This is a genomic window from Amycolatopsis thermalba (assembly GCF_003385215.1).
GTDB classification, from domain to species: Bacteria; Actinomycetota; Actinomycetes; order Mycobacteriales; family Pseudonocardiaceae; genus Amycolatopsis_E; species Amycolatopsis_E thermalba.
The window spans coordinates 1-24,164 of record NZ_PQHW01000105.1 but is presented as its reverse complement, the minus strand read 5'-3'; the positions used below and the strand labels follow the sequence as shown (position 1 = coordinate 24,164).

The 24,164-nt window shown below is 72.9% G+C and carries 24 protein-coding genes; 14 read left to right on the top strand and 10 right to left on the bottom strand.

The window, feature by feature from the left end:
* The coding region (locus D0D15_RS29470) for an STAS domain-containing protein (RefSeq protein ID WP_162830686.1) at positions 1-230 on the top strand (230 nt) is incomplete at its 5' end.
* Positions 231-399: 169 nt separating this feature from the next.
* Here D0D15_RS29470 and D0D15_RS29465 read toward each other — a convergent pair.
* Together D0D15_RS29465 and D0D15_RS29460 are read right to left on the bottom strand one after the other, a co-directional pair.
* The gene (locus D0D15_RS29465) at positions 400-1,386 is read right to left on the bottom strand and encodes an IS481 family transposase (protein WP_094005465.1); all 987 of its coding nucleotides are present in this window, start codon (positions 1,384-1,386) and stop codon (positions 400-402) included.
* Positions 1,387-1,503: 117 nt separating this feature from the next.
* Positions 1,504-2,109: a TetR/AcrR family transcriptional regulator gene (locus D0D15_RS29460; RefSeq protein ID WP_094005464.1), complete on the bottom strand. Its 606-nt coding sequence runs from the start codon at positions 2,107-2,109 to the stop codon at positions 1,504-1,506.
* A gap of 111 nt (positions 2,110-2,220) precedes the next feature.
* Here D0D15_RS29460 and D0D15_RS29455 point away from each other — a divergent pair, with 111 nt between their 5' ends.
* Together D0D15_RS29455 and D0D15_RS29450 are read left to right on the top strand one after the other, a co-directional pair.
* Positions 2,221-3,705, top strand: a complete 1,485-nt coding sequence (locus D0D15_RS29455) for an MFS transporter (RefSeq protein ID WP_094005463.1) — start codon at positions 2,221-2,223, stop codon at positions 3,703-3,705.
* Between the two features lie 7 nt (positions 3,706-3,712).
* Positions 3,713-4,102: a hypothetical protein gene (locus tag D0D15_RS29450; protein WP_094005462.1), complete on the top strand. Its 390-nt coding sequence runs from the start codon at positions 3,713-3,715 to the stop codon at positions 4,100-4,102.
* Positions 4,103-4,213: 111 nt separating this feature from the next.
* On the opposite strand, the gene D0D15_RS29445 is transcribed toward D0D15_RS29450, so the two are convergent.
* Complete coding sequence (locus D0D15_RS29445; RefSeq protein WP_094005461.1) at positions 4,214-5,533, bottom strand: outer membrane protein assembly factor BamB family protein; 1,320 nt, start codon at positions 5,531-5,533, stop codon at positions 4,214-4,216.
* A gap of 98 nt (positions 5,534-5,631) precedes the next feature.
* Positions 5,632-6,201 carry a TetR/AcrR family transcriptional regulator gene (locus D0D15_RS29440; protein WP_094005460.1) on the bottom strand — a complete coding sequence of 190 codons (570 nt, stop codon included), beginning with the start codon at positions 6,199-6,201 and terminating at the stop codon, positions 5,632-5,634.
* 163 nt (positions 6,202-6,364) lie between these two features.
* Here D0D15_RS29440 and D0D15_RS29435 point away from each other — a divergent pair, with 163 nt between their 5' ends.
* The 3 genes from D0D15_RS29435 to D0D15_RS29425 are packed head-to-tail and all read left to right on the top strand — an operon-like array spanning position 6,365 to position 9,934.
* Positions 6,365-6,817 carry a (2Fe-2S)-binding protein gene (locus tag D0D15_RS29435; protein WP_094005459.1) on the top strand — a complete coding sequence of 151 codons (453 nt, stop codon included), beginning with the start codon at positions 6,365-6,367 and terminating at the stop codon, positions 6,815-6,817.
* Positions 6,804-7,763 carry an FAD binding domain-containing protein gene (locus tag D0D15_RS29430; RefSeq protein WP_115944920.1) on the top strand — a complete coding sequence of 320 codons (960 nt, stop codon included), beginning with the start codon at positions 6,804-6,806 and terminating at the stop codon, positions 7,761-7,763. Before D0D15_RS29435 ends, D0D15_RS29430 begins: the two co-directional genes overlap by 14 nt.
* Positions 7,763-9,934, top strand: coding sequence for a xanthine dehydrogenase family protein molybdopterin-binding subunit (locus D0D15_RS29425; RefSeq protein WP_094005457.1), 2,172 nt, complete (start codon positions 7,763-7,765; stop codon positions 9,932-9,934). Before D0D15_RS29430 ends, D0D15_RS29425 begins: the two co-directional genes overlap by 1 nt.
* A gap of 41 nt (positions 9,935-9,975) precedes the next feature.
* Here the strand turns inward: D0D15_RS29425 and D0D15_RS29420 are convergent, their stop codons facing one another.
* Positions 9,976-11,184 (bottom strand): oxygenase MpaB family protein, encoded by a 1,209-nt coding sequence (locus tag D0D15_RS29420; protein ID WP_115944919.1) that lies wholly within the window; start codon positions 11,182-11,184, stop codon positions 9,976-9,978.
* 188 nt (positions 11,185-11,372) lie between these two features.
* Here D0D15_RS29420 and D0D15_RS29415 point away from each other — a divergent pair, with 188 nt between their 5' ends.
* Entirely contained in the window at positions 11,373-12,533 is a 1,161-nt protein-coding gene (locus D0D15_RS29415; RefSeq protein WP_115944918.1) for a TetR/AcrR family transcriptional regulator, read from the top strand.
* 53 nt (positions 12,534-12,586) lie between these two features.
* Here the strand turns inward: D0D15_RS29415 and D0D15_RS29410 are convergent, their stop codons facing one another.
* The 3 genes from D0D15_RS29410 to D0D15_RS29400 form a co-directional block, all read right to left on the bottom strand.
* Complete coding sequence (locus tag D0D15_RS29410) at positions 12,587-13,696, bottom strand: hypothetical protein (protein ID WP_094005454.1); 1,110 nt, start codon at positions 13,694-13,696, stop codon at positions 12,587-12,589.
* A gap of 70 nt (positions 13,697-13,766) precedes the next feature.
* Positions 13,767-14,189, bottom strand: a complete 423-nt coding sequence (locus D0D15_RS29405) for an anti-sigma regulatory factor (RefSeq protein ID WP_162830684.1) — start codon at positions 14,187-14,189, stop codon at positions 13,767-13,769.
* A 254-nt stretch (positions 14,190-14,443) separates the two neighbouring features.
* Positions 14,444-14,923, bottom strand: coding sequence for a MarR family transcriptional regulator (locus D0D15_RS29400; RefSeq protein ID WP_338024707.1), 480 nt, complete (start codon positions 14,921-14,923; stop codon positions 14,444-14,446).
* A 131-nt stretch (positions 14,924-15,054) separates the two neighbouring features.
* On the opposite strand from D0D15_RS29400, the gene D0D15_RS29395 reads away from it, so the two are divergent.
* A complete protein-coding gene (locus tag D0D15_RS29395) occupies positions 15,055-16,209 on the top strand; it encodes a PP2C family protein-serine/threonine phosphatase (RefSeq protein ID WP_094005452.1) in 1,155 nt (384 codons plus the stop codon).
* 102 nt (positions 16,210-16,311) lie between these two features.
* Complete coding sequence (locus D0D15_RS29390) at positions 16,312-17,232, top strand: LysR substrate-binding domain-containing protein (RefSeq protein ID WP_094005484.1); 921 nt, start codon at positions 16,312-16,314, stop codon at positions 17,230-17,232.
* A 2-nt stretch (positions 17,233-17,234) separates the two neighbouring features.
* On the opposite strand, the gene D0D15_RS29385 is transcribed toward D0D15_RS29390, so the two are convergent.
* Positions 17,235-18,476, bottom strand: a complete 1,242-nt coding sequence (locus tag D0D15_RS29385) for a flavin-containing monooxygenase (RefSeq protein WP_094005483.1) — start codon at positions 18,474-18,476, stop codon at positions 17,235-17,237.
* A gap of 183 nt (positions 18,477-18,659) precedes the next feature.
* On the opposite strand from D0D15_RS29385, the gene D0D15_RS29380 reads away from it, so the two are divergent.
* The 5 genes from D0D15_RS29380 (at position 18,660) to D0D15_RS29360 (ending at position 23,831) form a co-directional block, all read left to right on the top strand.
* Complete coding sequence (locus D0D15_RS29380) at positions 18,660-19,082, top strand: RidA family protein (protein ID WP_094005451.1); 423 nt, start codon at positions 18,660-18,662, stop codon at positions 19,080-19,082.
* Positions 19,079-19,744 carry a DUF1028 domain-containing protein gene (locus D0D15_RS29375; protein WP_094005450.1) on the top strand — a complete coding sequence of 222 codons (666 nt, stop codon included), beginning with the start codon at positions 19,079-19,081 and terminating at the stop codon, positions 19,742-19,744. The genes D0D15_RS29380 and D0D15_RS29375 overlap by 4 nt, the downstream gene beginning before the upstream one ends.
* Positions 19,744-20,880 carry a M20 family metallopeptidase gene (locus D0D15_RS29370; protein ID WP_094005449.1) on the top strand — a complete coding sequence of 379 codons (1,137 nt, stop codon included), beginning with the start codon at positions 19,744-19,746 and terminating at the stop codon, positions 20,878-20,880. The genes D0D15_RS29375 and D0D15_RS29370 overlap by 1 nt, the downstream gene beginning before the upstream one ends.
* 27 nt (positions 20,881-20,907) lie before the next feature.
* Complete coding sequence (locus tag D0D15_RS29365; RefSeq protein ID WP_094005448.1) at positions 20,908-22,305, top strand: aspartate ammonia-lyase; 1,398 nt, start codon at positions 20,908-20,910, stop codon at positions 22,303-22,305.
* A 164-nt stretch (positions 22,306-22,469) separates the two neighbouring features.
* Entirely contained in the window at positions 22,470-23,831 is a 1,362-nt protein-coding gene (locus tag D0D15_RS29360) for an MFS transporter (RefSeq protein ID WP_094005447.1), read from the top strand.
* 17 nt (positions 23,832-23,848) lie between these two features.
* On the opposite strand, the gene D0D15_RS29355 is transcribed toward D0D15_RS29360, so the two are convergent.
* Positions 23,849-24,164, bottom strand: a 316-nt coding sequence (locus D0D15_RS29355; RefSeq protein WP_162830683.1) for a hypothetical protein, incomplete at its 5' end; no start/stop codon positions are given.

The following is a 24,164-nucleotide window of genomic DNA, read 5'->3' as shown; positions in this document are numbered from 1 at the left end:
TCGCCTCCAGCAACGACCTCGTCTACCAGTTCGACTACACGGGCGACCCGGACACCGTGATCATCGACCTCACGGACGCCCACATCTGGGACGCCTCCACCGTCGCCGCCCTCGACGCCATCACCACCAAGTACGCCTCCCGCGGCAAGACCGTCGAGATCGTCGGCCTGAACGAGCACAGCGCCCGCATGCACGGCAAGCTGACCGGCGAACTCGCCGGCAGCCACTAGAGCAGGTGTCGCCGGGCGCGCGGTCGCGGGCCCACCCGCTGCGGTTCGTGCCCGGCCACCGCCCGCCCGGAGGGCGCCTGAGGTGTGGTGCTCCGGCAGCTGGTGGCTACCGCGCCGCCATCCTCATCCACGACGTCCGCACCCGGGCGAAGGTTTCCTCGGACACGGCCTAGGTGTTCTGTCCCGTGAGGTTGGGTATGCGGGTGGCGGGTGGGCCGCCGATGCTGGTGTGGTGTCGGTGATGGTTGTAGTGGTGGAGGAAGTGGGGCAAGGCGGCGCGCCGCGCGGTTTCTGAGTGGTAGGGGCGGGCGTAGGCCCATTCGTTGAGCAGGGTGCGGTTGAAGCGCTCGGCTTTGCCGTTGGTTTGGGGGCGGTAGGGGCGGGTGCGTTTGTGCTGGATGCCGGCGGCGGTGAGGGTGTCGCGCCAGTCGCGGGAGTGGTAGCAGGAGCCGTTGTCGGTCAGCACCCGCTGCACGGTGATGCCGTGGGAGGCGAAGAACGCCTGGGCCCGGGTCCAGAACGCGACCGCGCTGGTCGTGGTCTCGTCGGGCAGGATCTCGGTGTAGGCCAGGCGGGAGTGGTCGTCCACGGCGTTGTGCAGGTAGCTGTAGCCGATCTGGGGTTTGCCGTGGGGGTAACGGGCGGTAGTGGTGGCCTTGCGGTGCTGGTTGCCGGTGGCGCGGTCGCAGATCTTGTGGCCGCCGCCGTCGGGGATGTTGCCCAGCTTCTTGATGTCGACGTGCACCAACTCGCCCGGGGTGGCCCGTTCGTAGCGGCGCACCACCCGCCCGGTGGCCCGGTCCAGATCAGCCAGCCGCGCCAGGCCGTAGCGGGCCAGCACCCGATGCACCGTGGAGGCGGCCAACCCCAGCAGGGCAGCGATGCGGGCGGGTCCCCACCGGCGCAGCACCCGCACCTTGATGATCCGGCGCTCGGTGCGTGTCGGGGTCCGGTGGGGACAGGTGTGTGGCCGTGAGGAGCGGTCCACCATCCCGGCCTCACCCTCAGCGCGGTAGCGGTCAGTCCACCGCTTCGCGGTGGCCACCGACACCTGGAACCGCTCCGCCGCCCGCCGCAGCGGCCACCCCTCCTCCGCGACACACCGGGCCAGACGCAGCCGACCGGTCGGAGTCAACGGGGCGTTACCGTGAGACACGAGGACCTCCCGAGGTGCGGTGCAGATTGTGGTGATCCACACCGAACCCGGAGGTCCTCCCTCACATCAAGATCATCCAACTACGCGTCCCGTTCACAACCTCCCCAGGCAGTACACCTAGGACCGGCCGAACAGCTGGTCCAGGTGATAACGCAGCACGGAGCGAGCGTCCTCCGTGGTGCGCTGGCCGATCAGCACGCTGGTGCCCAGCCCGTGGTTGAGCGCGAGCAGCCGGGCCACTTCGGCGGCCACGTCGACGTCCGGGGGCACCTGCCCGTCCGCCTGGGCTCGCGTCAGCGCGCCGGTGAGCAGGCGGTCCAGCTCGTCCACCCCGGCGATGAACGGTTCGTGCGCGAGCTCGGGGTCGGTCATCGCCAGCACCGCGTACGAGGTGCCGACCAGGTGGAACACCCGGCTCCGCTCGTCGGTGGGCAGCGCCTCGACGAGGAACGCCTCGATGAACTCCCGCGGCGGGACCGGCTCGGGCAGCCCGGCCAGCCGGTGCGCCCACCGCTGGTGGCTCTCCCGCTCCAGATGCCGTAGCGCCCCGAGCATGAGCTGGGCCTTGGTGGCGAAGTAGTACTGCACCAGGCGCAGCGAGATCCCGGCCTCGGCGGCCACGGCCCGCATCGTCACCGCGTGCAGGCCCTCCCGCGCCGCGACCCGCACCAGCGCCTCGGCGATCTGAGCCCGCCGCTGCGCGTGGTCCACGGTCTTCGGCATGCCACCGTCCCTTCCCCGGTTGTGGTACAAGCGTATATGATACGGATGTACCACAGACAGATCGGGGGCGAGCGGAGCGTGCGGAGTTCGGGAACATGCGGCGGGACGGCGATGCGGCCCGGGGGCGCGGTCGTGCTCGCGCTGGTGTGCGCGGCGCAGTTCATGGTGGTGCTCGACGTTTCGGTGATCAACGTCGCGCTGCCCTCGGTGCAGCGGGCGCTCGGCTTCGGCGAGGCCGGCCTGCCGTGGGTGGTCAACGCCTACACGCTGACGTTCGCCGGGTTCCTGCTGCTGGGCGGACGGCTCGCGGACGTCTTCGGCCGCAGGCGGGTCTTCGTCGCCGGGCTCGCCCTGTTCGCCGGGGCCAGCCTCGCCGGCGGTCTGGCGAACTCCGCGTCCCTGCTGATCGCCGCGCGTGCGGCGCAGGGCCTGGGAGCGGCCGTGCTCGCCCCGGCCACGCTGACCGTTCTCACCACCACCTTCCCCGAAGGCGGCGCGCGGACACGAGCCCTGGCCGCGTGGACGGCCCTCGGGCTCGCGGGCGGCACCGCGGGCAACCTCGTCGGCGGGGTCCTGACCGAATACCTGTCGTGGCGGTGGGTTCTGCTGATCAACGTGCCGCTCGGCGCCGTCGCGATCCTCCTGGCCGCCCGGTTCCTGCCGGCCGGCGACCGCGGGCCCGGGCAGCGCCTCGACGTCACGGGCGCGGTGCTCGCCACGGCCGGGCTCGGGGCGCTGACCTACGGCATCGGGGAAGCCCGCACCCACGGGTGGGGTGCGCCGGTGCCCAGCACGGCCCTGGCCGCCGGGGCGGTGGCGATCCTGGTGTTCGTCGTCGTCGAAGCGCGGTTCGCGCGGGTGCCGCTGATCCCGCTGTCGTTGTTCCGGTCGCGGGCGATCCCGGTGGGCAACGTGGCGATGCTGCTGGCGGGTGCCTGCCTGAACCCGATGTGGTACTTCCTGACGTTGTCCATGCAGGAGTCCCTGCACTACAGCCCGCTGCAGACCGGCCTGGGCTTCCTCCCCCACACGCTGGTGACGATCGCGGTCGGGATGCGGGTCACGCCGTGGCTGATGCGTCACGTCGACGCCCGGGTGCTGGTCTTCGCCGGGGCGTTGATCGCCGCGGCGGGGTTCTGGTGGCAGAGCCGGATGACCGCCGAAAGCGGTTACGCCGCCGGTGTCCTCGGGCCGGCCATCGTGTTCTCGGTCGGCAGCGGGCTGCTCAACACGCCGCTCACGACCACGGTCACCTCCGGCGTCGACCCGGCGCACGCCGGAGCCGCGTCCGGCCTGATGAACACCACCAAGCAGTTCGGGGGCGCGCTCGGACTCGCGGTGCTGGTCACCCTGACCGGAACCCCGGACACGGGCTACGGGCGCGCGTTCCTCGCCATCGCCGCGATCCTGGTCGTGGTGGCCGCGCTCGCACTCGCCCTCCCCCGGCGAGGGCAGTCCGTACCGGAACCGCACCGGAACCGCACACCGCGTATCCCGGCCGGCGGCGCATCCGCGGCCCGGGCATCAGCGGAACGTCCCTCCCCTGCGGGCCGTGCCTGCGAGCATTCCTCCGACAGCACGGACGCGAAACCATGAAGGTGCGATGAAACGCTCACACAAACTCGCCGGGGTCATCACCGCCGGCCTCCTCACCGGCGCGCTCGTGGGCGCCCCGGAGGCCGCCGCCATCGACCACGAAGTGACGACCGCCGACGCCGACCCCGGTGGCGTCGCCTGGTTCACCGAGCACGGCGACTACGTCTACGTCTGCGACCAGGAGGCGGACGGCTGGGCTGCGGGCCTCGAGGTGTACTGGAACGGCGGCTCCTACACCCTCAGCGCGGGCGGAAGCGGAAACTGCGACCTCGCGGACGCCAGCGAGCCCGGGCACAACCTGCCGGAGAAGGCTTACATCAACTTCCGCGTCTACCTGCACAAGTCCGGAACGCCCTACGCCTACCAGCGCACCGCGCAGTGGTACAACGACCACTGATCCCGGGGGCGTGCGCCGGCCACCCCGCGGAATGGACCTCGGAAGCTCGGCCCCGACATGCGCCGCGATCCCCGGGTGGCGTTGTCCGTCACAACGTTTCCGGCGGAGCGCTCACCCCTTGACCGGATACGCCACGGGGGTGCCGTTGTCATCCACGCCGATGCCGGCGTACCTGCTGACCAGGACCGGGACGGCGCCGGGCTCGGTGGAGCGGTCCCGGCCCGTCGCGGCGTCCAGCACGATGGGCTGCCCGCCCTCGGTGGTGCCGTAGACCGCGCCGTGCCAGGCGGTGGTGACGCTGCCCGGCGCGACGCGGTTGGCGGCCCGGTCGGGCAGGCTCCACAGCTTCGCCGCGGTCTTCGCGTCGTAGCCGGTGAGCACGCCGTCCTGCTGGCACAGCAGAACCGAGCGCTCGTCGTAGAGGCACTCGCCGTAGGCGCGGGAACCGAACCCGCGCTCGCCCTCCAGCTTGACCTTCTCCGCGCCCGTGGCGGGGTCGAGGAACAGCAGGAACGGGTGACCGGTCCCGTAGTCGGTGCGGTTGACCACGACCAGCGACGGATCGGCGGGGATCATCGTGAGCCGGCTCGACTCGCGGGCGCCCACCCACTTCTGCTGACCGGTGGTCACGTCGACCGCGGTGGCCTGGGTCATCGAGGAGTTCTCCGGCACGTTGTAGTCGGTGCCGACGAGGACGTCGCCGTGGACGCTGCCGGCGTGGTAGTCCTTGCGGTCCCACAGGATCCGCCCGCTGGCGGGGTCGAGCGCGACGGTGAGGTGGTCCTCGTCCTGCTTGCCGTAACTGGCGATCACGGCGGTGCGGGTGACGGCGACGACCTGCGTGACGGCGTTCTGCGCGTCGGCGTAGGGGCTGCTCGACAGCGGGATGTCCACCTGCCACCGCTTGGTGCCCGACTCCGCCTCCGCCGCGACGACCGACAACGCGATCGAGGCCGGAGTGGTGCCCCGTTCCGGGATGACGACCGGCACGGCAGCCACGGCGAGCTCGTCGGTGACCGCCGGGGGACGCGGGCCGGTGGGGTTGACGAACGGCCCGCTCTGGCCGTTCGGGTCGCCGGGCTCGCCGTCGACCGGGACGGTCCACTTCTGCTGCCCGGTCAGCACGTCCACCGCGGTGAGGGCCGTGGGGGTGATGATGTAGGCGGTCCGGTCGCGCAGAGCGGCGAACGTCGACACCACCGAGCCGGCCGCGTTGGCGCGCAGCGCGGTGGTGGGCAGGGCGACCGCGGCGGCGGCGTCGAACGCCGTGGGCGGGTCAGCGGTCTTGGCCTCGGGCGCCGTGGACGTGGACGCCCGCCCGGCCGACGCCGAGGTGGCCGGCCCCGTCACCGGATCGTCGCCCGACCCTCCGCACCCGCTCACCGTGATCACGGCCGCCAGGCACGTCACCGCCACCAGTGTTCGCCGCATTCGTGTGCACCTCTCCCCCAAGGACGCCGCTCGGCACGAGCCGCCGGTGAACCTTAGCGAACGGAGCCGCGACGCGGGTCACGTTTCACACAATCGCGTCAGTCCGCGCGGATTCCGCGCCACACGAGGTCGACCAGATCCGCGCTCTCGCGCTGCCAGTCGCCGTCCGGGTCGAGGTGGAGCAGACCCAGCAGGCCGCGCATCACGGTTTCGGTGTCGACGTCCGGCCGCACCGAGCCGGCCTCGACGTTGGCCCGGAGCAGGGTGCCCATCGCGTCGCGGATGGACTGCACGGCGCCGGCCGGCAGCGTCCCGCGCTGCGCCGTCGCCGCGGCCAGCGCCTTCGCCAGGCCGCGCTTGGTCATCATGTAGGGCGCCAGGTGGTCCGTCGTCCAGGTGCGGAACGCCCCGGCCGGGCCGGCGTGCTCCAGCAGCTCCGGCACGACCTCGACCAGGTGCCGCACCTCGCGCTCGTACACGGCCAGGATGAGGTCCGCGGGCGTGGGGAAATGCCGGTAGACGGTGCCCACGCCGACCCCGGCCCGTTTCGCGATCGCGTTGAACGACACCTCGCCCGTCCCGGCGAGGGTCTCCGCCGCGACGGCGAGGATGCGCTCGTGGTTGCGCCGGGTGTCGGCACGCCGCGGGCTGACCGAACCCGTCGTCATAGTCCCTCCCTCGCCCGGTGCCGGACCACCGTAACCCGGCCACCTGGAGCAGCTCCGGGGGTACTGTGCGTTGCGAAGCGGATTGTAATCCGATACCGTCGATTCCAGCGCTAGCGGATATTTATCCGGTTCCATTTCCCCCACGCTGTCAGGGAAGAGATCAGTGGACATCTCACTCGAAGTGAACGGCCACCCCGCACACCTGAGCGTCGGCCCCGGCGTGACGCTCCTGGACGCGCTGCGCGAACGGCTCGGCGTCACCGGCCCCAAGAAGGGCTGTGACCGCGGCCAGTGCGGCGCCTGCACGGTGCACGTCGGCGGCCGGCCCGTGCTGTCCTGCCTCACCCTCGCCGCCACCGTGACCGAGCCGGTCACCACGGTGGAGGGACTGTCCACAGGGGACGAACTGCACCCCGTGCAGCGGGCCTTCGCCGAGCAGGACGCGCTGCAGTGCGGGTTCTGCACGCCGGGGCAGATCATGTCCGCGGTGGCCGCCGTCGAGCAGGACGTCGAGGACGTCCGCGAGTTCATGTCGGGCAACCTCTGCCGCTGCTCGGCCTACCCGAACATCGTCGCGGCCGTGGAGCGGGCGAGGAGGGCCGATGCGTCCCTTTGAGCTGACCGCCCCGGCGACCGTCGCCGACGCGCTGGGCTCGTCCGGCACGTTCCTGGCCGGCGGCACCACGCTGGTCGACCTGATGAAGCTCGACGTCCTGACCCCGCGGCACGTGCTGGACATCAACGGGCTCCCGCTGCGCGGCATCGACACCGGCGACGGGCTGCGGATCGGCGCGCCGGAGCTGCTGGCCGACATCGCCGCGCACCCCGGCGTGTATCCGGTGATCTCGCGCGCCCTGCTGCTCAGCGCGTCGCAGCAGCTGCGCAACATGGCGAGCATCGGCGGCAACCTGATGCAGCGCACGCGGTGCACGTACTTCCGGGACGTGACCACCCCGTGCAACCGGCGCGACCCGGGCAGCGGCTGCCCCGCGATCACCGGCGCGAACCGGATGCACGCGGTGCTCGGCACGAGCGAGGCGTGCGTCGCCACGCACGCCAGCGACGTGGCGGTCGCCCTCGTCGCGCTCGACGCCCGGATCCGGCTCGCCGGGCCCGGCGGCGAGCGCGTCGTCGCGCTCGCCGACTTCTACCGCACCCCCGGCGACACCCCGCAGCACGAGCACGATCTGCGCCCCGGTGAGCTGATCACCGAGGTCGTCGTGCCGCGGCTGGACTGGGCCGCGCACTCGGCCTACGTCAAGGTGCGCGACCGGCAGTCCTACGAGTTCGCGCTGTGCTCGGCCGCGGTCGCCGTGGACGTGCGGGACGGGCTCGTCGCCGACGCCCGGGTGGCGGCCGGCGGGGTGGCCACCGTGCCGTGGCGCCTCACCGCCGTCGAAGCGGCGCTGCGCGGGAAACCCGCCACCGAGGAGTCCTTCACGGCGGCGGCCGCACTCGCCATCGAGGGCGCGAAACCGCTGGCGGAGAACGCTTTCAAGCTGACGTTGCTGCCGCGGACGATCGTCCGCGCCCTGCTCGAAGTCACCGAGGGGAGCCGCTGATGCCCGCACGGCTGGACGCGCCGCTGAAGGTCACCGGCGGCGCCGAGTACGCGCTGGACCGCAACCTGCCCGGCATGGTCCACGGCTACGTCGTGGTCAGCACGATCGCGCACGGCGAGATCGAGAGCATGGACGTCACCGCGGCGAAGAGCGCCCCGGGCGTGCTCGGGGTGTATTCGCCGTTCGACCCGCTGACGCTGAACCCCGTGACCACACCGATGTTCGGGGACACGTGGGTTCCCCTGCAGGACAAGGAAGTCACCTACGTCGGCCAGCCGATCGGCTTCGTCGTGGCGGAGACGTTCGAGCAGGCGCGGGACGCCGCCGCGCTGGTCGAGGTCAGCTACCGCGAGCTGCCCGCGCTGACGTCGCTGGAGGACGGGCTGGACACGGCCGTCGAGGCCGCGCCCGGGCACGTGGACGCGCCACCGACGCTCACCGTGCTGGAGGACGGCGTCTCCTCGATCGAGGAGGCGCTCGCCGCCAGCCCGGCGGTCGTCGACGCGACCTACCGCACGGCGGCCCAGCACCACACCCCGATGGAGCCGCACTCGGCCGTCGCGGCGTGGGCCGACGGCACGCTCACCGTCTACAGTGGAAACCAGGCGGCCAATCTGCAGGCCGTGGAACTGGCCATGGCGCTGGGGCTGGAGCCGTCGGCGGTGCGGGCGGTGAACCCCTTCGTGGGCGGCGCGTTCGGCGGGAAGGGCCGCACCTCGGCGCCGGCGTTCCTGGCGGCCGCCGCCTCCCGCGCGCTCGGCAGGCCGGTGAAGGCGGCGCTCACGCGGGAGCAGGTGTTCACGGCGACGGCGGGCCGGGCGGCGACGGTGCAGCGGATCACGCTGGGCGCCGAACGGGACGGCACGCTCGTCGCGCTGCGGCACGACTCGTGGTGCAGCACGGACTCCGCCCGGTCGTTCATCGAGCCGACCTCGCACGGCACCTCCCGCGAGTGGTACGCGACGCGGAACCTGGCGATCAGCCAGCGGATCGTGCCGCTGCACCTCCCGCCGACCACGTTCATGCGCGCGCCCGGCGAGGCGCCCGGGTCGTTCGCGCTGGAGAGCGCGATGGACGAGCTGGCCGACGCGCTCGGCATGGACCCGATCGAGCTGCGGCTGCGGAACAACTCGCTCGCGCCGCCCGGCCGGGACCTGCAGTGGTCGAGCAAGCACCTGGACGAGTGCTTCCGCATCGGCGCGGAGCGGTTCGGCTGGGCCGAGCGCGCGCCGCGGGGACGCGCCGACGGCGACTGGCTCGTCGGCATGGGGATGGCCGTGGCGATGTTCCCCGCGCTCCGGTTCCCGGCGTCGGTCGGGGTCACCCTCAACGCGGACGACACCGCGGACATCCAGACCAGCGGGGCGGACCCGGGAACCGGGCTGCTGACCGTGCTGTCGCTGGTGGGCGCCGAATCGCTGGACATCGCACCCGGGCGGATCACGCCCCGCCTCGGCGATTCGGCGCTGCCGCCCGGCGGCATGTCCGGCGGCTCGACCGCCACGGCCAGCGCGGGCACCGCGATCATGGCGGGCGCGGCCCAGGTGATCGACGAGCTGCTCGCGGTGGCCTCGGCCCCGGGAGCCCCGTTCGCCGGTGAGGAGGTCACCTACGCCGACGGCCGCGTCCACGGCGCGGGCCGGTCGATGACCTTCGGCGAGGTGCTGCGCGCGGCGGGCCGCCCGAGCCTGACGGCGGTCGGCTCGTCGGCGCCCGGCGAGGAGCTGACCAAGCACTCGTTCAGCTCGTTCGGCGCGCAGTTCGCGGAGGTCCGGGTGCACCGCCTCACGCGCGAGGCCCGGGTGTCGCGGATGCTCGGGGTCTTCGACGGCGGCCGGATCATCAACGAGCGGGCGGCGCGCAGCCAGCTCCAGGGCGGCATGATCTGGGGCGTGTCGGCGGCGCTGCACGAGGGCTTCGAGGTGGAGACCGGCGGCCGGTTCGCCAACGCCGATCTCGCGGGCTACCTGATCCCCGTCAACGCCGACATCCCCGGCATCGACGTGCACTTCGTCGAGTACCCGGACACGCTGCACAACGACCTCGGCGCCCGGGGCCTCGGCGAGATCGGCACCGTCGGCGTGGCGGCGGCGGTCGCCAACGCGATCCACAACGCCACCGGCATCCGGGTCCGCCACATCCCGATCCGGATCGAGGACCTGCTGGACTGACCGGCACCCGCGGGGCGGCCGGACCGCCCCGCGGGACGGTGTCAGGTACCCGGCCGGTTCCCGGTGGGGATGGTGATCGGGGTGGTCGTCGGCGACTTGCCGTTGTTGAGGAACAGCATCGCCAGGGCGCGGATGAACTGGTCGAACATGTAGAACCCGGCCGGGGCGACCGGCAGCAGCCCCTCCCGGAACGCGATGTAGGCCGGCCACCCGGCGCGGATCAGGCCGGCGGCGGCGTAGTCGCGGCGCAGGCCGAGCCAGTCGCCGATCTCGTCGCTGAGCACGTACCGCACGAACTCGTTGAGGAAGCCGCGCGTGACGCCCAGGTCGACCTGCGCGGTCTGGCCGAGCAGGTCCTCGGCCAGCTCGTGGCCCTCGAACGTCGGCGCGAGCAGCGGGGTGAGCACCTGCGCCGACTGCGCGTCGGCGTCCGCCCAGGTCTTCGGGATGAACTCGTCGCGCACGCCGAGCAGGTGGATGGCGACCTGCCAGGAGTGCAGGAACGCCTCCTCGTCGGCGGCCGACATCGGGACCTTCCACTCGATCAGCTTCCGGTGCACGAAGGTGCCCAGGCTGTGGAAGGTGACCAGGATGTCCCCGTTGCTGATCGGGATCTGCTCGTCGGCAACCGCTTTCCAGTGCGGCGACTGCGGCAGCAGGTGCCGCACCGCGGCGTGCACCAGGCGCGTCTTGTTGGCGGTGACCACGAACTGGCCCGACGGTTCGAACGCGTTCAGATCGCTCAGGTCGTAGCCGAAGGTGAACGTCTTGGCCGCGCGGTCCTTCATGTCGGCGCCGCCCGCGGACCAGTACACCGACTTGGCCTCGCGCGGGATCACCGTGCTCATGATGCCGCTGCCCAGCCCGTAGAGCATGAACAGGTAGGTGTCCTTGCGCCGGTTGAAGTCCGCGGCGCGGCGCAGCTTGACCGGGTCGGCCCAGGCGGGCAACCGGTTGACCTTCTGCAGGTGGGCCGTCAGTTCGGCGGGCAGGCCGGCGGGCAACGGATCGCGGTTGTTCACCCAGGACGCCATCGCCGTGTTCACCGCGGGGATCCGGCCGGTGGCGAAGAGCCCGGCGACCAGGTCGTCCACCTCGTCGTCCCAGACCCACCACGGGTCGGTGCCCGAGCCGGTGCCGGCGACCGAGCGCGCCGGGGACCACGCCCACGCCGGGGTGGCGCTCGCCGCGCCCGCCAGGCCGAGTGCCACACCCAGCGACAGTGCTCGCCTTCGGTTGAGATCGCTCATTTACTTACCTAGCTTCCTCGGTAGGTTTGGTGCGGTGTCAACTGCCAGCTCCAGGGGAGATTTCTCATTAACATATCGGCGGTGGGCACCGGTCGGCAAGACGTGCCGCGCGCGGGCGCGGCGGCCGGGGGCGCGCTTCGTGGTTGACTGGCGCGTATGGCCCAGTCCCCGCGTACGTCCGACCCACGGTGACCGCCGAGCCGGCCGCGGCCGTCCGGCCCCGCAACCGCAGGCAGCTCATCGTGGAAGCGGCCGGGCGGGTGTTCAGCGAGCGCGGCTACCACGCGGCGTCGATGGAGGAGATCGCCGCCGGGGTGGGCATCACCGCGGCCGCGCTGTACCGGCACTTCCCGAACAAGTACGCGCTGTTCGCCGAGTGCGCGAACGTCATGGCCGACCGGCTCGTCCGCACGCTCGACGAGGTGCCGCCGGAGGCGTCCCTGGCCGACGTGCTCGCCGCCGTCACCCGCGTCACCGTCGCCCACCGCGCCTCCGGCGGCGTGTACCGGTGGGAGGCCCGCTACCTCGACCGCGACGACCGCCGGGTGCTGCGGGGGAAGTTCACGCGGGTGGTCGAGCGCGTGGCGGAGGTGGTGCGGCGGGAACACCCGCTGCCCGGGGAACACCTGCGGGCGGTGGCGGCGCTGGGCGCGATCGGGTCCATCACGATGCACCACACCTCGATCGCCCAGCGCCGGCTGGAGGACCTGCTGCGGGACGCCGCACTGCGGGTGGTGGCGGCCGATCCGGCAGCCGGCGCGAGCCCGCGGCTGGTCGAACTGCCCGTGCAGCCGGTGCCCCGGACCCGGCGCTCGGAGATCCTCGCAGCCGCGGTCCCGCTGTTCGAACGCGACGGGTTCGCCACCGTCACCAACGGCCGGATCGCCGAGGCCGTGGGACTCGTCCCGTCCGCGCTGTACCGCTACTTCCCCGGCAAGGCCGACATCCTCGCGGCCGCGTGCCTGCAGGCGGCCGGACTGCTGACCCAGGCGGTGGACCACAACCTGCGCGGGGTGACCGGCCCGCGCGACGCGCTCGCCACGCTGGCGGCGACGTACGTGGCCTACAGCTTCGAGTACCACGCGCTCACCACGGTCGCCAACGCCGAGATCGTCGGCCTGCCCGACGACGTGCGGCGGCCGCTGGTCGCCGCGCAGCGCGAGCACATCGCCGTGTGGGAGCAGCAGCTGCGGGCGGTGCGCCCGGACCTCGGCTCGCGTCAGGCGCGGGTGCTGGTGCACGCCGGGTTCGGCGTGGTGGTCGAGGCCGGCCGGCGGCTGCGGTGGCAGGACAGCCCGGCCCACCGGGCCGGGATCACCGCGCTGGTGCTGGCCGCCCTGGGCGCGTGAGCGCTACGCGGCCCTGAGCACCGGAGGCGTGCCGTGGCGGTGGGCGGCGCCGGTCACCGGGACAGGGCCGGGAACGCCTGGCGCAAAGCGGCGAAGAGCCGGGGATATCCGCCGCCGACGGTGACGGTGGCGTGGAACAGGGTCTCGGCCGCCGCGGCCAACGGATCGGCGGCGGCGGCCGAACACACCGCGGGCAGCGCCGCGTGCTGCTGGGAGACGCGGGCGTGGCGCCCGTCGTAGGAGGACACCGTCGTGTAGACCACGCGGGCGTTGCCGCCGAGCCGGTCGAACAGGGCGACGTGATCGTCGAACGGCGGCGGGACGGCGGTGCCCTCGCCGAGCGCGGCCAGCGCCGGTGCGACCCAGTCGAGACCGTCCAGGCCGGCCTCCGCGCAGGCCCGGCGGGCCACCCACACCGCGACGGCGCGCTGCGTGGTCTCGTCGAGCTGCTCGATCGCCTCGGTGAGATCGCGGTCGAGCGCCGCCAGGACCAGGCCGCCGTTCACCCGCCTGAGCCGCTCGCCCGGTGGCCGGCCACCCCACCGCCGCACCTCGGCGGCCCACGCGGCCTCCCGGAGCGCGCGTTCACGGGCGAGACGTTCCTGCCGCCGGGCGGCCTCCCGCTGCTCCGGGGTGGGCGGAGGCGGCAGGGTCCGGGCGTGGTCGTGCCAGTAGGCGGCGATCGCACTGGTCTGGCGCACGACCGCGTCGGCCGCCGGGGGCGCGGGCCACAGCTGGAGCAGGTACCGGTCGAGCAGCGGCTCCCCGTCGAGCCGGGTGTCCCGCTCCCGGGCCCGGTCCATGCCGGACGCGCAGTACCGGACGCGGTAGGAGACCGGCGCGAGGTCCAGCGGCCAGCTCGCCTCGGCCGTCCACTGCACGAGCCGCACCGTCGCGGTCGCCGGCCGGAACGAGACCTCGACGACGTCCTCCCAGTCCGGCCCCACCGGCGGCGGCGCGTCGAGGACCTCCACCGTGACCTCGACGTTCCCGGTGTGCAGGCCCGTGGTGAGGAACAGCAGACCGGGCACCGCGGCCCCGCACAACCCGTTGGACTGGCCGCCGCGCGCGTCGGTCAACCCGTCGAAGAACCCGTCCGTCCGGCTCTCCACGGAGAACTGCCCGTAGTGCACGTGCAGCTCACCTCGGAACAACAGAGTCACCGCGGCAGTCTGCCAGCCCGGCCCTCCGCCGGGCGCGGGGCCGCAGCCGCACTCTCCACAATGGATCGTCTCACCGGGTCCAGCGCAGCACCGTGGCTGTCGTGCCCTCCCCCGGCGCCGACCGGATCTCGAACTCGTCCACCATGCGGCGCGTGCCGCTGAGGCCGTGGCCCAGGCCGCCGGTCGTGCTGTAGCCGTCCGCCATCGCCGCCGCGATGTCCGTGATGCCGGGGCCGAGGTCACGCACCGTGAGGCGCACCCCGTAGCGGCCGTCCGGCGCGACCACCGTCTCGATGGACAACGTGCCGCCGCCCCCGTGCACCACCGCGTTGCGCAGCAGTTCGCTGGCCGCCGTGACGATCATCGTCTGGCCGACCAGGTCGAAGCCCAGCTGGAGCGCGACCCGGCGCACCGCGTGCCGCCCGCCGAGCAGGTCGTTGTCGTCCCGGATCAGCTCGATGCCGCCGGGCAGGGTCTCACCGGCCGAGGTCAACGCGGGCCCCTTGCCGCTCGGGCTCGCGTCGGGGGCATGGGGCGGGCCTGGGTGCGGCTCTCGCACGCCGGCGTCCGTCGTGCACCATCGTTCCGCCCTTCGTAGCCACCCGCGGCGAACCCGGACCGGCGATCGGGACCATGACGGGCCGGATGCACGCGAGCTGCTTGAGGCGCTAAACTGTTGTCGTTCGACAAATGTTAGTGGATCCCGCAGCGCCGGGACAGCCCGGTGGAGGAGTGGATGCGCGTGGGCTACTCGGCCGCCGGCTCGCCGGTCAGCGCGCGCGTCGCGTCCCGGAAGGCGGTCAGTCCGTCCAGCAGCGCCGCCCGCGCGTGCGCGGGCATCCGCTCGACGACGGAGCCGAGCCGGTGCTGGCGCCGCGCACGCAGGTCGGCCAGGTACGCGTGGCCCTCCCGGGTCAGCGACAGGCGCACCTCGCGGCGGCTGCTGGGATTGGGGGCCCGGTGGAGGAAGCCGACGGCCTCCAGCCGGTCGCACAGCCTGCTCACCGACGGCGCGGTGGAGTCCAGCGCGCGGACCAGCGCGCTCAGGCTGACCCCGGCGGCCTGCTCCAGGGCGACCACCGCGCGCAGCTGCGACGCCGACAGCGGCACCGGCGAGGTGTCGCGCGCGCCCTCCCACATCACGTCGAGCAACTCGGCGACCTCGACGACGAGCCGCGCCAGGCTCTCGGTCGCCGCCGGCTCGTCCACGTGATTCACATCGTCCACTGTCGCATCTCTATGCTGTGCTGTCAGGACGGCCCCGGTGCCGGGCCCGGTCACAGTGCTGGCGGCTGCGATCTCGTTGGTGACGGCCGCCTCCCGGCGGTCGTCCGGCATCGGTAAAGGCGGACCCGAGCGTGACCACCCCAGTCAGCATCGACCAGGAGCTGAGATCGGCCGCACCGCACGAGCTGCTCGACGTGGTGCGCGCGCACCTGGCCGAGCACTTCCAGGCTATCGGAGCGGACCTGCTCATGGCCGATTACGGCCTGACCATGCTGCAGCCGGTCGCGACGCTGCCCTACACCACCCGGCCGCTGCCGGTGGCGGGCAGCGTCGCGGGCGAGGCGTTCACCAGCCAGCAGGCGGTGGCCCGGCCCGCGGACGGCGGCGCGGTCACCCTGTTCCTCCCGGTCAGCGTGCGCGGGGACCGGCTGGGCGTGCTGTCGGTGGACCTGCCCGCCGCGCCGGCGGACGCGGCGGTGGCCGGCCTGCTGCACCTGGCCGACGCGCTGGGCCACGAGATCATCATCGCCGAGCGGGACACCGACCTGTACCTGCAGGCGCGGCGCGCGCGGCGGCTGACGCTCGCGGCCGAGATGCAGTGGCAGCTGCTGCCGGGCCGCTCCTGCGCCCGGCCGGAGTTCCGCATCGGCGCGCAGCTGCAACCGGCCTACGCCATCCGCGGGGACAACTTCGACTGGTCCACCAGCGCCGACCACCTGATCCTCACCGTCTCCAACGGGATGGGCGAGGGGATCGACGCGTCGCTGCTGACCAACCTCGCGGTCAACGCCCTGCGCAACGCCCGCCGGGCCGGCGGGCCGCTGGCCGACCAGGCCATGCTCGCCGACCAGGCCGTGTACGCGAAGTACCGCGGCCGCGCGCACGTGGCCACCCTGCTGCTGCGGTTCGACCTGACCACCTCCGAGGTGGAGGCCATCGACGCGGGCTCACCGCGGTTGTGGCGGCTGCGCGGCGGCGAGGCGGAGCCGATGGTGTTCGAGCAGCAGCTGCCGCTGGGCATGTTCGAGGACACCCCCTACCGCAGCGAGCACTTCCGGGTCGAGGCCGGCGACCGGCTGATCCTGGTCAGCGACGGGGTCTACGGCGCCGCGCCGGCCCGGGAGCAGGCGCAGCTGGCCGCGCTGTCGGAAGTCATGCACACCACCCGGGAGCTGCCCGCGGCCCACGTCCCCAGCGCGATCCTGGACCACATGAGCGGGTTCCGCGACCACACCGCGGCCACCGACGACTCGACCGTGGTGTGCCTGGACTGGCACGGCCGCTGACCCGGCCGCGGGTGCCCGGCCGCCGGCCCGGATCCGGTGTGGACGGACCCGCACCGGGCCCCGGTCGTGGCGGCGCCGGGGGCGGCGAGGCAGGATGACGCGGTGAGCGAGCCCTCCTTCACCCTCGTCCAGCTGCGGTACTTCGAGGCGGCGGCCCGGCACCTGAGCATGACCGCCGCCTCGCGGGAGCTGATGGTGTCGCAGTCGGCGGTGTCGACCGCGATCGCGCAGCTGGAGCGGGAGCTGGGCGTGCAGCTGATGCTGCGCCACCACGCGCGCGGGCTCAGCCTCACCACCGCGGGCCAGGAGTTCCACCAGCGGGTGCTGGACTTCCTCGCCCACGGCGCCGAACTCGTCGAAGCGGCCCGGCAGGCCGGGACCGAGCTCGTCGGGTCGCTGACGGTCGGCTGCTTCTCGACCCTGGCGCCGTTCCGGCTGCCCAGCCTGCTCGCCGAGTTCGAGCGACGCCACCCGCAGGTGCGGGTGTCGGTCCGCGAGGGCGAGCACTCCGCGCTGAAGGCGGCGCTGCGGGCCGGGAAGTGCGAGGTCGCGCTGCTGTACGGCTACGACCTCGACGACGACATCGAGCACGTCGTCGTGGACACCGCGCCGCCCTACGTGCTGGTGGCGCCGGACCACCCGCTCGCCAAGCGCAAGGGCGGCACGGTGTCGCTGGCGCAGCTGGCCGGTGAGCCCATGGTGCTGCTCGATCTGCCCAACAGCCGCGAATACCTGCAGTCGGTGCTGCGCGACGCCGGTGTGGAGCCGGTGATCCGCCACCGCACCAGCGGGTACGAGACCGTGCGCGCCCTCGTCGCGCACGGTCACGGGTTCGCGGTGCTCAACCAGCGCCCGCCGGTGGAGACGACCTACGCGGGCGCGCGGGCCGTCCCGCTCACGGTCACCGACGAGGTCGCGCCGCTGGAGATCGTCGTCGCGTGGATGCGCGGCGTGCGCCTGACCCGGCGGTCACAGGAGTTCGTCAAGCTGTGCCGCGACCTCTACGCGCACCCGGACCGCTGACCTCACTGCCGCAGGTACCCGCGCTGGGTGGTGATGTGGTCGGCGACGAACTTCGCGTCGTGCCACACGCCCCAGATGAAGCTCGATCCGCGCCGCGCCAGCCAGGGCAGGCCCAGGAAGTACACGCCGGGTTCGGTGGAGACGCCGCGGCGGTGCCGCGGCCTGCCGTTCTCGTCGAGCGCGTCGACCTGCAGCCAGCCGTAGTCGACGGCGAAGCCGGTCGCCCACACGATCGAGGTGATCCCGGCGGCGGCGAGGTCGAGTTCGAGGGTGGGGTCGGTGACGCAGGCCGGGTCGGGACCGAGTTCCCGTGCCTCCGGCTCCTCGGGCAGGTCCAGGCCGTTGCGTTCGACGAAGGCGTCGGCCTCGTCGAGCAGCGCCAGGTAGTTCGCGTCGCCGCGGGCGATGTTGGCGCCCAGGTCCGGGTTGAACCGGAGGGTGCCGCCGTCGAACGAGCTGGTCATGCCGACGAGATTGATACCGAGCGCGGCCAGGGCGCGGAAGTCCACAGTGTGCCCGCCGCGGGCGCCGCTGACGGCGATGGTGACGTGTTCCGCGCCGCGCGGCGGGGTGTCGGCGTCCCACTTGCCCAGCACCCCGAGCCACCAGCAGAAGTCCCGCCCGCGGTACCGGCGGGGCGGGCGGTCGTGCGGGCCCACCGACAGGTACACGCGCCGCCCCGACCGGTGCAGTTCCTCGGCGATCTGCACTCCGGACGAGCCGGCCCCGACGACGAGCACGGCGCCCTCGGGCAGCTGCTCCGGGTTCCGGTACGAGCTGGAGTGGATCTGCACCGGCCCGGCGTCGTCCGGGACGATCGGCGGGATCACCGGCCGCTGGAACGGCCCGGTCGCGGCGACCACGAACCGCGCGTCGAGCGCCCCGTCGGAGGTCTCCACGCGGAATCCGGGCCGGCCGGTGTGCCTGCGGACCGAGGTCACCTCCACCCCGGTGCGGATCGGCGCGGCGATCTTCTCCGCGTAGGCCTCGAAGTAGCCGACGATCTGGTCCTTGGACGCGAACGCGTCGGGGGCGAGGTCGCCGAACTCCAGCCCCGGGAAGCGGTCGTGCCACGCGGGGCCGTTCGCCACCAGCGAGTCCCACCGCTGCGTGCGCCAGCGCTCGGCGATCCGGTGCCGCTCCAGGACGAGGTGCGGCACCCCGCAGTCGCTCAGGTGCTCACTCATCGCCAGCCCGGCCTGGCCCCCGCCCACGACGAGGACCTCCACCTCTCGGCTCGACATCCAGACCTCCACCTCGGTTGTGTGTGCCTCACCGAATCCTGGTGGCCCCGAGATTTCCTGTCCAACAGATGTTGTTGGCCTTGAACATCTGTTTTCTCGATGCTCAGAGCATCAACGGTTCCGATGCAGTGGTGCTGAAACATCTGTTGGACAGAAGCTGCGAGGCCGGTCACGCTGATCCCCGTGACCACGCACAAACGGATCCGCCCGTTCAACACCCGCGACACCTATCCCGACCAGAACCTCGACAACGACCTGTGCCAGGCCGTCGTCGCGAACGGCACGGTCTACGTGCGCGGGCAGATCGGGCAGAACCTCGACACCAGCGAGTCGGTGGGCATCGGGGACGCCGCGGCGCAGGCCGAGCAGGCGATGGCGAACATCAAGATGCTCCTGGAAGAGGCCGGGAGCCGGATGGAGCACCTGGTCAAGCTGACCATCTACCTGATCGACCCGCGGTACCGGGAAGCGGTCTACCGGGTGGTGGGCCGCTGGACCAGGGGCGTGCACCCGATCTCGACCGGCGTGGTGGTCTCCGCGCTGGCCCGCCCGGAGTGGCTGTGCGAGATCGACGCGATCGCGGTGATCCCGGAGGAGGAACGGTGACCTTTTCCCTCGTGGCCCGCGACGGCGACCGGTTCGGTGTCGTCGCCAGCTCCTCCAGCCCGGCGGTGGTGGCCCGCGTCGCGCACCTGCGGCCCGGCGTCGGCGCGGCCGCCTCGCAGAACGTCACCGACCCCCGGCTGGGCACCCGGCTGCTGGACCGCCTGGCCGAACACGGCGACGCCGGGCAGGCACTGTCCGAAGTGGCCGGTGCCGCGGAGAACATCGGCTACCGGCAGCTGACCGTGCTCGGCCGCACCGGGCCGGGTTTCGCCTACAGCGGCGCCCGCACCCTGGGCACGCACGCGACGGCGACCGCGGACGGCGCGGTCGCGGCGGGGAACATGCTCGCGGGCGAGCACATCCCCGGGGTGATGATCGAGGCGTTCGCCGCGGCGACCGGCGAGCTGGAACAGCGCCTGCTCGCCGCGCTGCGGGCGGCGGTGGCGGCCGGCGGCGAGGAAGGCCCGGTGCGGTCGGCCGGCCTGGTCGTGGTGGCCGACGTGGACTGGCCGGTGACCGACCTGCGGGTGGACTGGGCCGACGACCCGGTGGACCGGCTGGCCGGGATCCTCGAGGTCTGGCTGCCGCAGCGCGACGACTACGTCCGGCGCGCGCTCGACCCCGCCTCGGCTCCGTCCTACGGCGTTCCCGGGGACCTGTGATGGCCGCCAAGGACGCCGCCCGCGCGGTGATCGACCGGCACGCCGACGAGCTGATCCGCCTGTCCGAGCGGCTGCACGCCGACCCCGAGACGGCGTGGGAGGAGCACCGGGCCGCCGCGATGGTGCCCGAGCTGCTCGACCGCGCCGGGTTCACGGTCACCGCGGGCTACCTGGGCCTGGACACCGCGTTCCTGGCCCGGTTCGGCAGCGGCCCCACCCGGATCGCGGTGTGCGCCGAGTACGACGCCCTCCCCGGCCTGGGCCACGCGTGCGGGCACAACCTCATCGCCGCCAGCTCGGTCGGCGCCGCGCTGGGCCTGGCCGCCGTCGCCGACGACGCCGGGATCACCGTCGAGGTGTACGGCACCCCCGCCGAGGAGGGCGGCGGCGGCAAGATCGAGATGCTCGACCGCGGCGCGTTCACCGGCGCGGACCTGGCGATGATGGTCCACCCGGCGCCGGTCGACGTCGCCGAGGCCCGCCCGTTCGCGGTGAGCCACTCCAAGATCACCTACACCGGCAAGTCCGCCCACGCCGCCGCCTACCCCGAGGCGGGGATCAACGCCGCGGACGCGTTCACCGTCGCGCAGGTCGCGATCGGGCTGCTGCGCCAGCAGCTTCCGGCCTCGGCCCGGGTGCACGGCGTCGTCACGCACGCCGGCGACGCGCCGAACGCGATCCCGGAGAACGCGACCGGGCGCTGGTACGTGCGGGCCGAGACCCTGGCCGAGCTGGCCGAGCTCGAACCCCGCGTGATGCGCGCGTTCGAAGCCGGCGCCCTGGCGACCGGCTGCGAGCTGCGCGTGGAGCCGGAAAGCAAGCCGTACGCGGAGTTCCGCGCCGACGAGACGGCGCTGGCCGCCTACCGGGCCAACGCCGTGGCGCTCGGCCGCGAGTTCGCCCCGCCCGGCACGGCGGCGCGGATGAACCGCGCGTCGACCGACATGGGCAACGTGTCCCAGGTCGTCCCCGCGATCCACCCCTACATCGGCATCGGTTCGCTGCCCGCGGTCAACCACCAGCGCGAGTTCGCCGCGTTCTGCGTCGGCGGCACCGCCCAGCGGGCCCTGCTCGACGGGGCGATCGCGCTCGCGTGGACCGGCGTGGACCGCGCCACCGTCCCCACACCCACCTGAGCTTTTTCCGAATCCAGGAGGACAAGGATGTCCCGGATCGAGCACGACATGCTCGGCGAGATCAGCGTGCCCGCGGACGCCTACTACGGCGCCCACACCGCCCGCGCGCTGACCAACTTCCCGATCACCCGGGAGACGCTCGCGGACCGGCCGCACCTGGTCACCGCGCTCGCGGCGGTGAAACAGGCCGCCGCCGCGGCCAACGCCGAGGTGGGCGCGCTCGATCCGGCCAAGGCCCGGGCCATCGCCGCCGCGTGCGCGGAGATCCGCGGCGGCGCGCTGCACGACCACTTCGTCGTCGACCTGATCCAGGGCGGCGCCGGGACGTCGACGAACATGAACGCCAACGAGGTGATCGCCAACCGGGCGCTGGAACTGCTCGGGCACCGCCGCGGCGAGTACGGCGTGCTGCACCCGCTCGACCACGTCAACCTCGGGCAGAGCACCAACGACGTCTACCCGACCGCGGTCAAGCTCGCCCTCGACCGCCACCTCGCCGAACTGCTCACCGCGCTCGCCGGGCTGCGGGACGCGTTCGGCGCCAAGGCGGCCGAGTTCGGCGACGTGCTCAAGATGGGCCGCACCCAGCTCCAGGACGCCGTGCCGATGACGCTGGGCCAGGAGTTCGGCGCCTTCGCGGCCACGCTCGCCGAGGACGAGCAGCGCCTGGCCGAAGCGCGCCTGCTGCTGCACGAGCTGAACCTCGGCGGCACCGCGATCGGCACCGGGCTCAACGCGCGCCCGGGCTACCGCGAGCGCGCGGTGGCGCACCTGCGGGCGCTGACCGGGATCCCCACGCTCGTCTCCGCCCCGGACCTCATCGAAGCCACCCAGGACGTGGGCGTGTTCGTCCAGCTGTCCGGGGTGCTGAAACGGGTCGCGGTCAAGCTGTCGAAGATCTGCAACGACCTGCGGCTGCTGTCGTCCGGTCCGCGCGCCGGGTTCGGCGAGATCACGCTGCCCGCCCGGCAGGCCGGCTCCTCGATCATGCCGGGCAAGGTCAACCCGGTGATCCCGGAGGCGGTCAACCAGATCGCGTTCGAGATCATCGGCCACGACGTCACCGTCACCCTCGCCGCCGAAGGCGGGCAGCTGCAGCTCAACGCGTTCGAACCGGTGATCGCCCGGGCGCTGACCGCCGGGCTGGACCACCTCACCGCCGGCATCGGGGTGCTGACCCGGCACTGCGTCGCCGGGATCACGGCCCACCGCGAGCACCTCGCCGATCTGGTGGCCGCCTCGACCGGACTGGTGACCGCGCTCAGCCCCGTCCTCGGTTACGAGACGGCGAGCGCGATCGCGCTGGAGGCGCACCACTCCGGACGGCCGGCGCTGGACGTGGTGCGGGAACGGGCCCTGCTCACCGAGGAGCAGCTGCGTGAGCTCACCACACCCGAGGCCCTCACCGGCCGGCGCGTCGCCTGAACGGCACCGTCCACTGTGAACTCTGTGTTACCCCGCCGTTGGGCCCCGGTGTCATCGCAGCTCACCGGCTCTGCTTCGGATTTTCCGATGCAGTGCTCCGTCTCTTTCTTCTTGTCCGATGCTTCGGCCGCGCTTAGCGTCGTCCGCGAACCCGAGGAGGCACCATGACCACCCGCAACACCCCCGCGGCCGGGGATCTCACCGAGGCCCTCGCCGATCCCGCGTCGCTGCGCCGCAGCGTCGCGGCCGGCGCGGTCGGCGTCTTCGTGCACTGGTTCGACTGGGCCGCCTACGCCTACCTGGCCAGCACGATCGCCGACGTCTTCTTCCCGGACGAGAACAGCACCGCCGGCCTGCTCGCGGTGTTCGGGGTGTTCGCGGTGTCCTTCGGCATCCGCCCGGTCGGCGCGCTGGTGTTCGGCCCGCTCGGCGACCGCATCGGCCGCAAGCGCACGCTGTCGCTGGTCATCTTCGTCATGTCCGGCGCGACCCTCGCGATCGGACTGCTTCCCGGCTATGCGACGCTCGGGATCTTCGCGCCGCTGCTGCTGGTGCTGCTGCGGCTGGTGCAGGGGTTCGCCGCGGGTGGCGAGTTCGGCAGCGCGGCCAGCTTCCTCGCCGAGCACGCGCCACGCCGCCGCCGCGGGTTCGGCGTCAGCTGGCTGGAAGTGGGCTCGCTGCTGGGGTTCCTCGCCGGATCGTTCGTGTTCTTCCTGCTGTCCACGGGTTTGTCGCCGGACCAGCTCGCCTCGTGGGGCTGGCGGATCCCGTTCCTCATCGCCGCACCGCTGGGCGTCATCGGGTTCGTCATCCGCACCAAGATCGAGGACACCCCGGAGTACCGCGCGCTCGAGGCCACCGGCAGCATCCCGCGCAGCCCGGTGCGGGAACTGTTCCGGCACAACAAGAAGCAGCTGCTGCAGGCCGCGGGCCTGATGACGATGATGCACGTCCCGTTCTACGCGGTGCTGACCTACCTGGTCACCTACGAAACCGACCACCTCGGCCACTCCGCGGGCAACGCCGCGCTGCTGTCCACCGTCATCTCGCTCGCCGGGCTGCTGCTGGTTCCCGCGTTCGGCCGGCTGTCCGACCGCGTCGGGCGGCGGCCCGTCCTGATCGGCGCCGGGATCGCGCTGTTCGTCCTCGCCACGCCGGCGTTCCTGCTGATGCGCACCGGCCTGGCCGGGACGTGGATCGCCGGGCTCGGCCTGGGCGTCATCCTCGCCGCGATCCTCGGCACGTACGCGGTGTGGTCGGCGGAGATCTTCCCGACGCGCACCCGGCAGGGTGGCCTGTCGATCGCCTACAACCTGACCGCGGCGTTGTTCGCCGGCACCGTGCCCTACCTGATGACGGTGCTGATCTCCGCGACCGGCAGCACCCTGGTGCCCGGCCCGTACCTGATGGCGGCGGCGGTCCTCGGCCTGGTGGCGGCGTTCTCCCTCCGCGAGACGGCGGGCGCTCCCCTGCTGCGGGCCGAAGACCTGCGCGACGGCGCCCGCGCCCCGGTCCACCACGAGTAGGTCGTGGCGGCCGGGTGTCAGGTGATCGGCCCCGGCTGGAGCACCAGCGCGGGCTTGCCGTCGACGAGGGTGAGGCCGACCTCGATCGACGGTGAGCCGCGGAAACCGAAGCTCGCGCTGCCGAGGCCGGGGCCGATGCTGGACTGGGTTCCGCCGCCCTGCGGGTAGGTGACGGCGAAGGAGAGGCTGTCCGCGCTGAAGGCCGTCACGCGCATCGACGAGTAGTGGAACCGCTTGGCGTCCAGCGGGATCGTGGTGGGCTTGGCCAGCAGGAGGGTGCAGTCGCCGTCGAAGCAGTCCCGGACCTTCGAACTCGGCGGGGCGGGCGGGTTC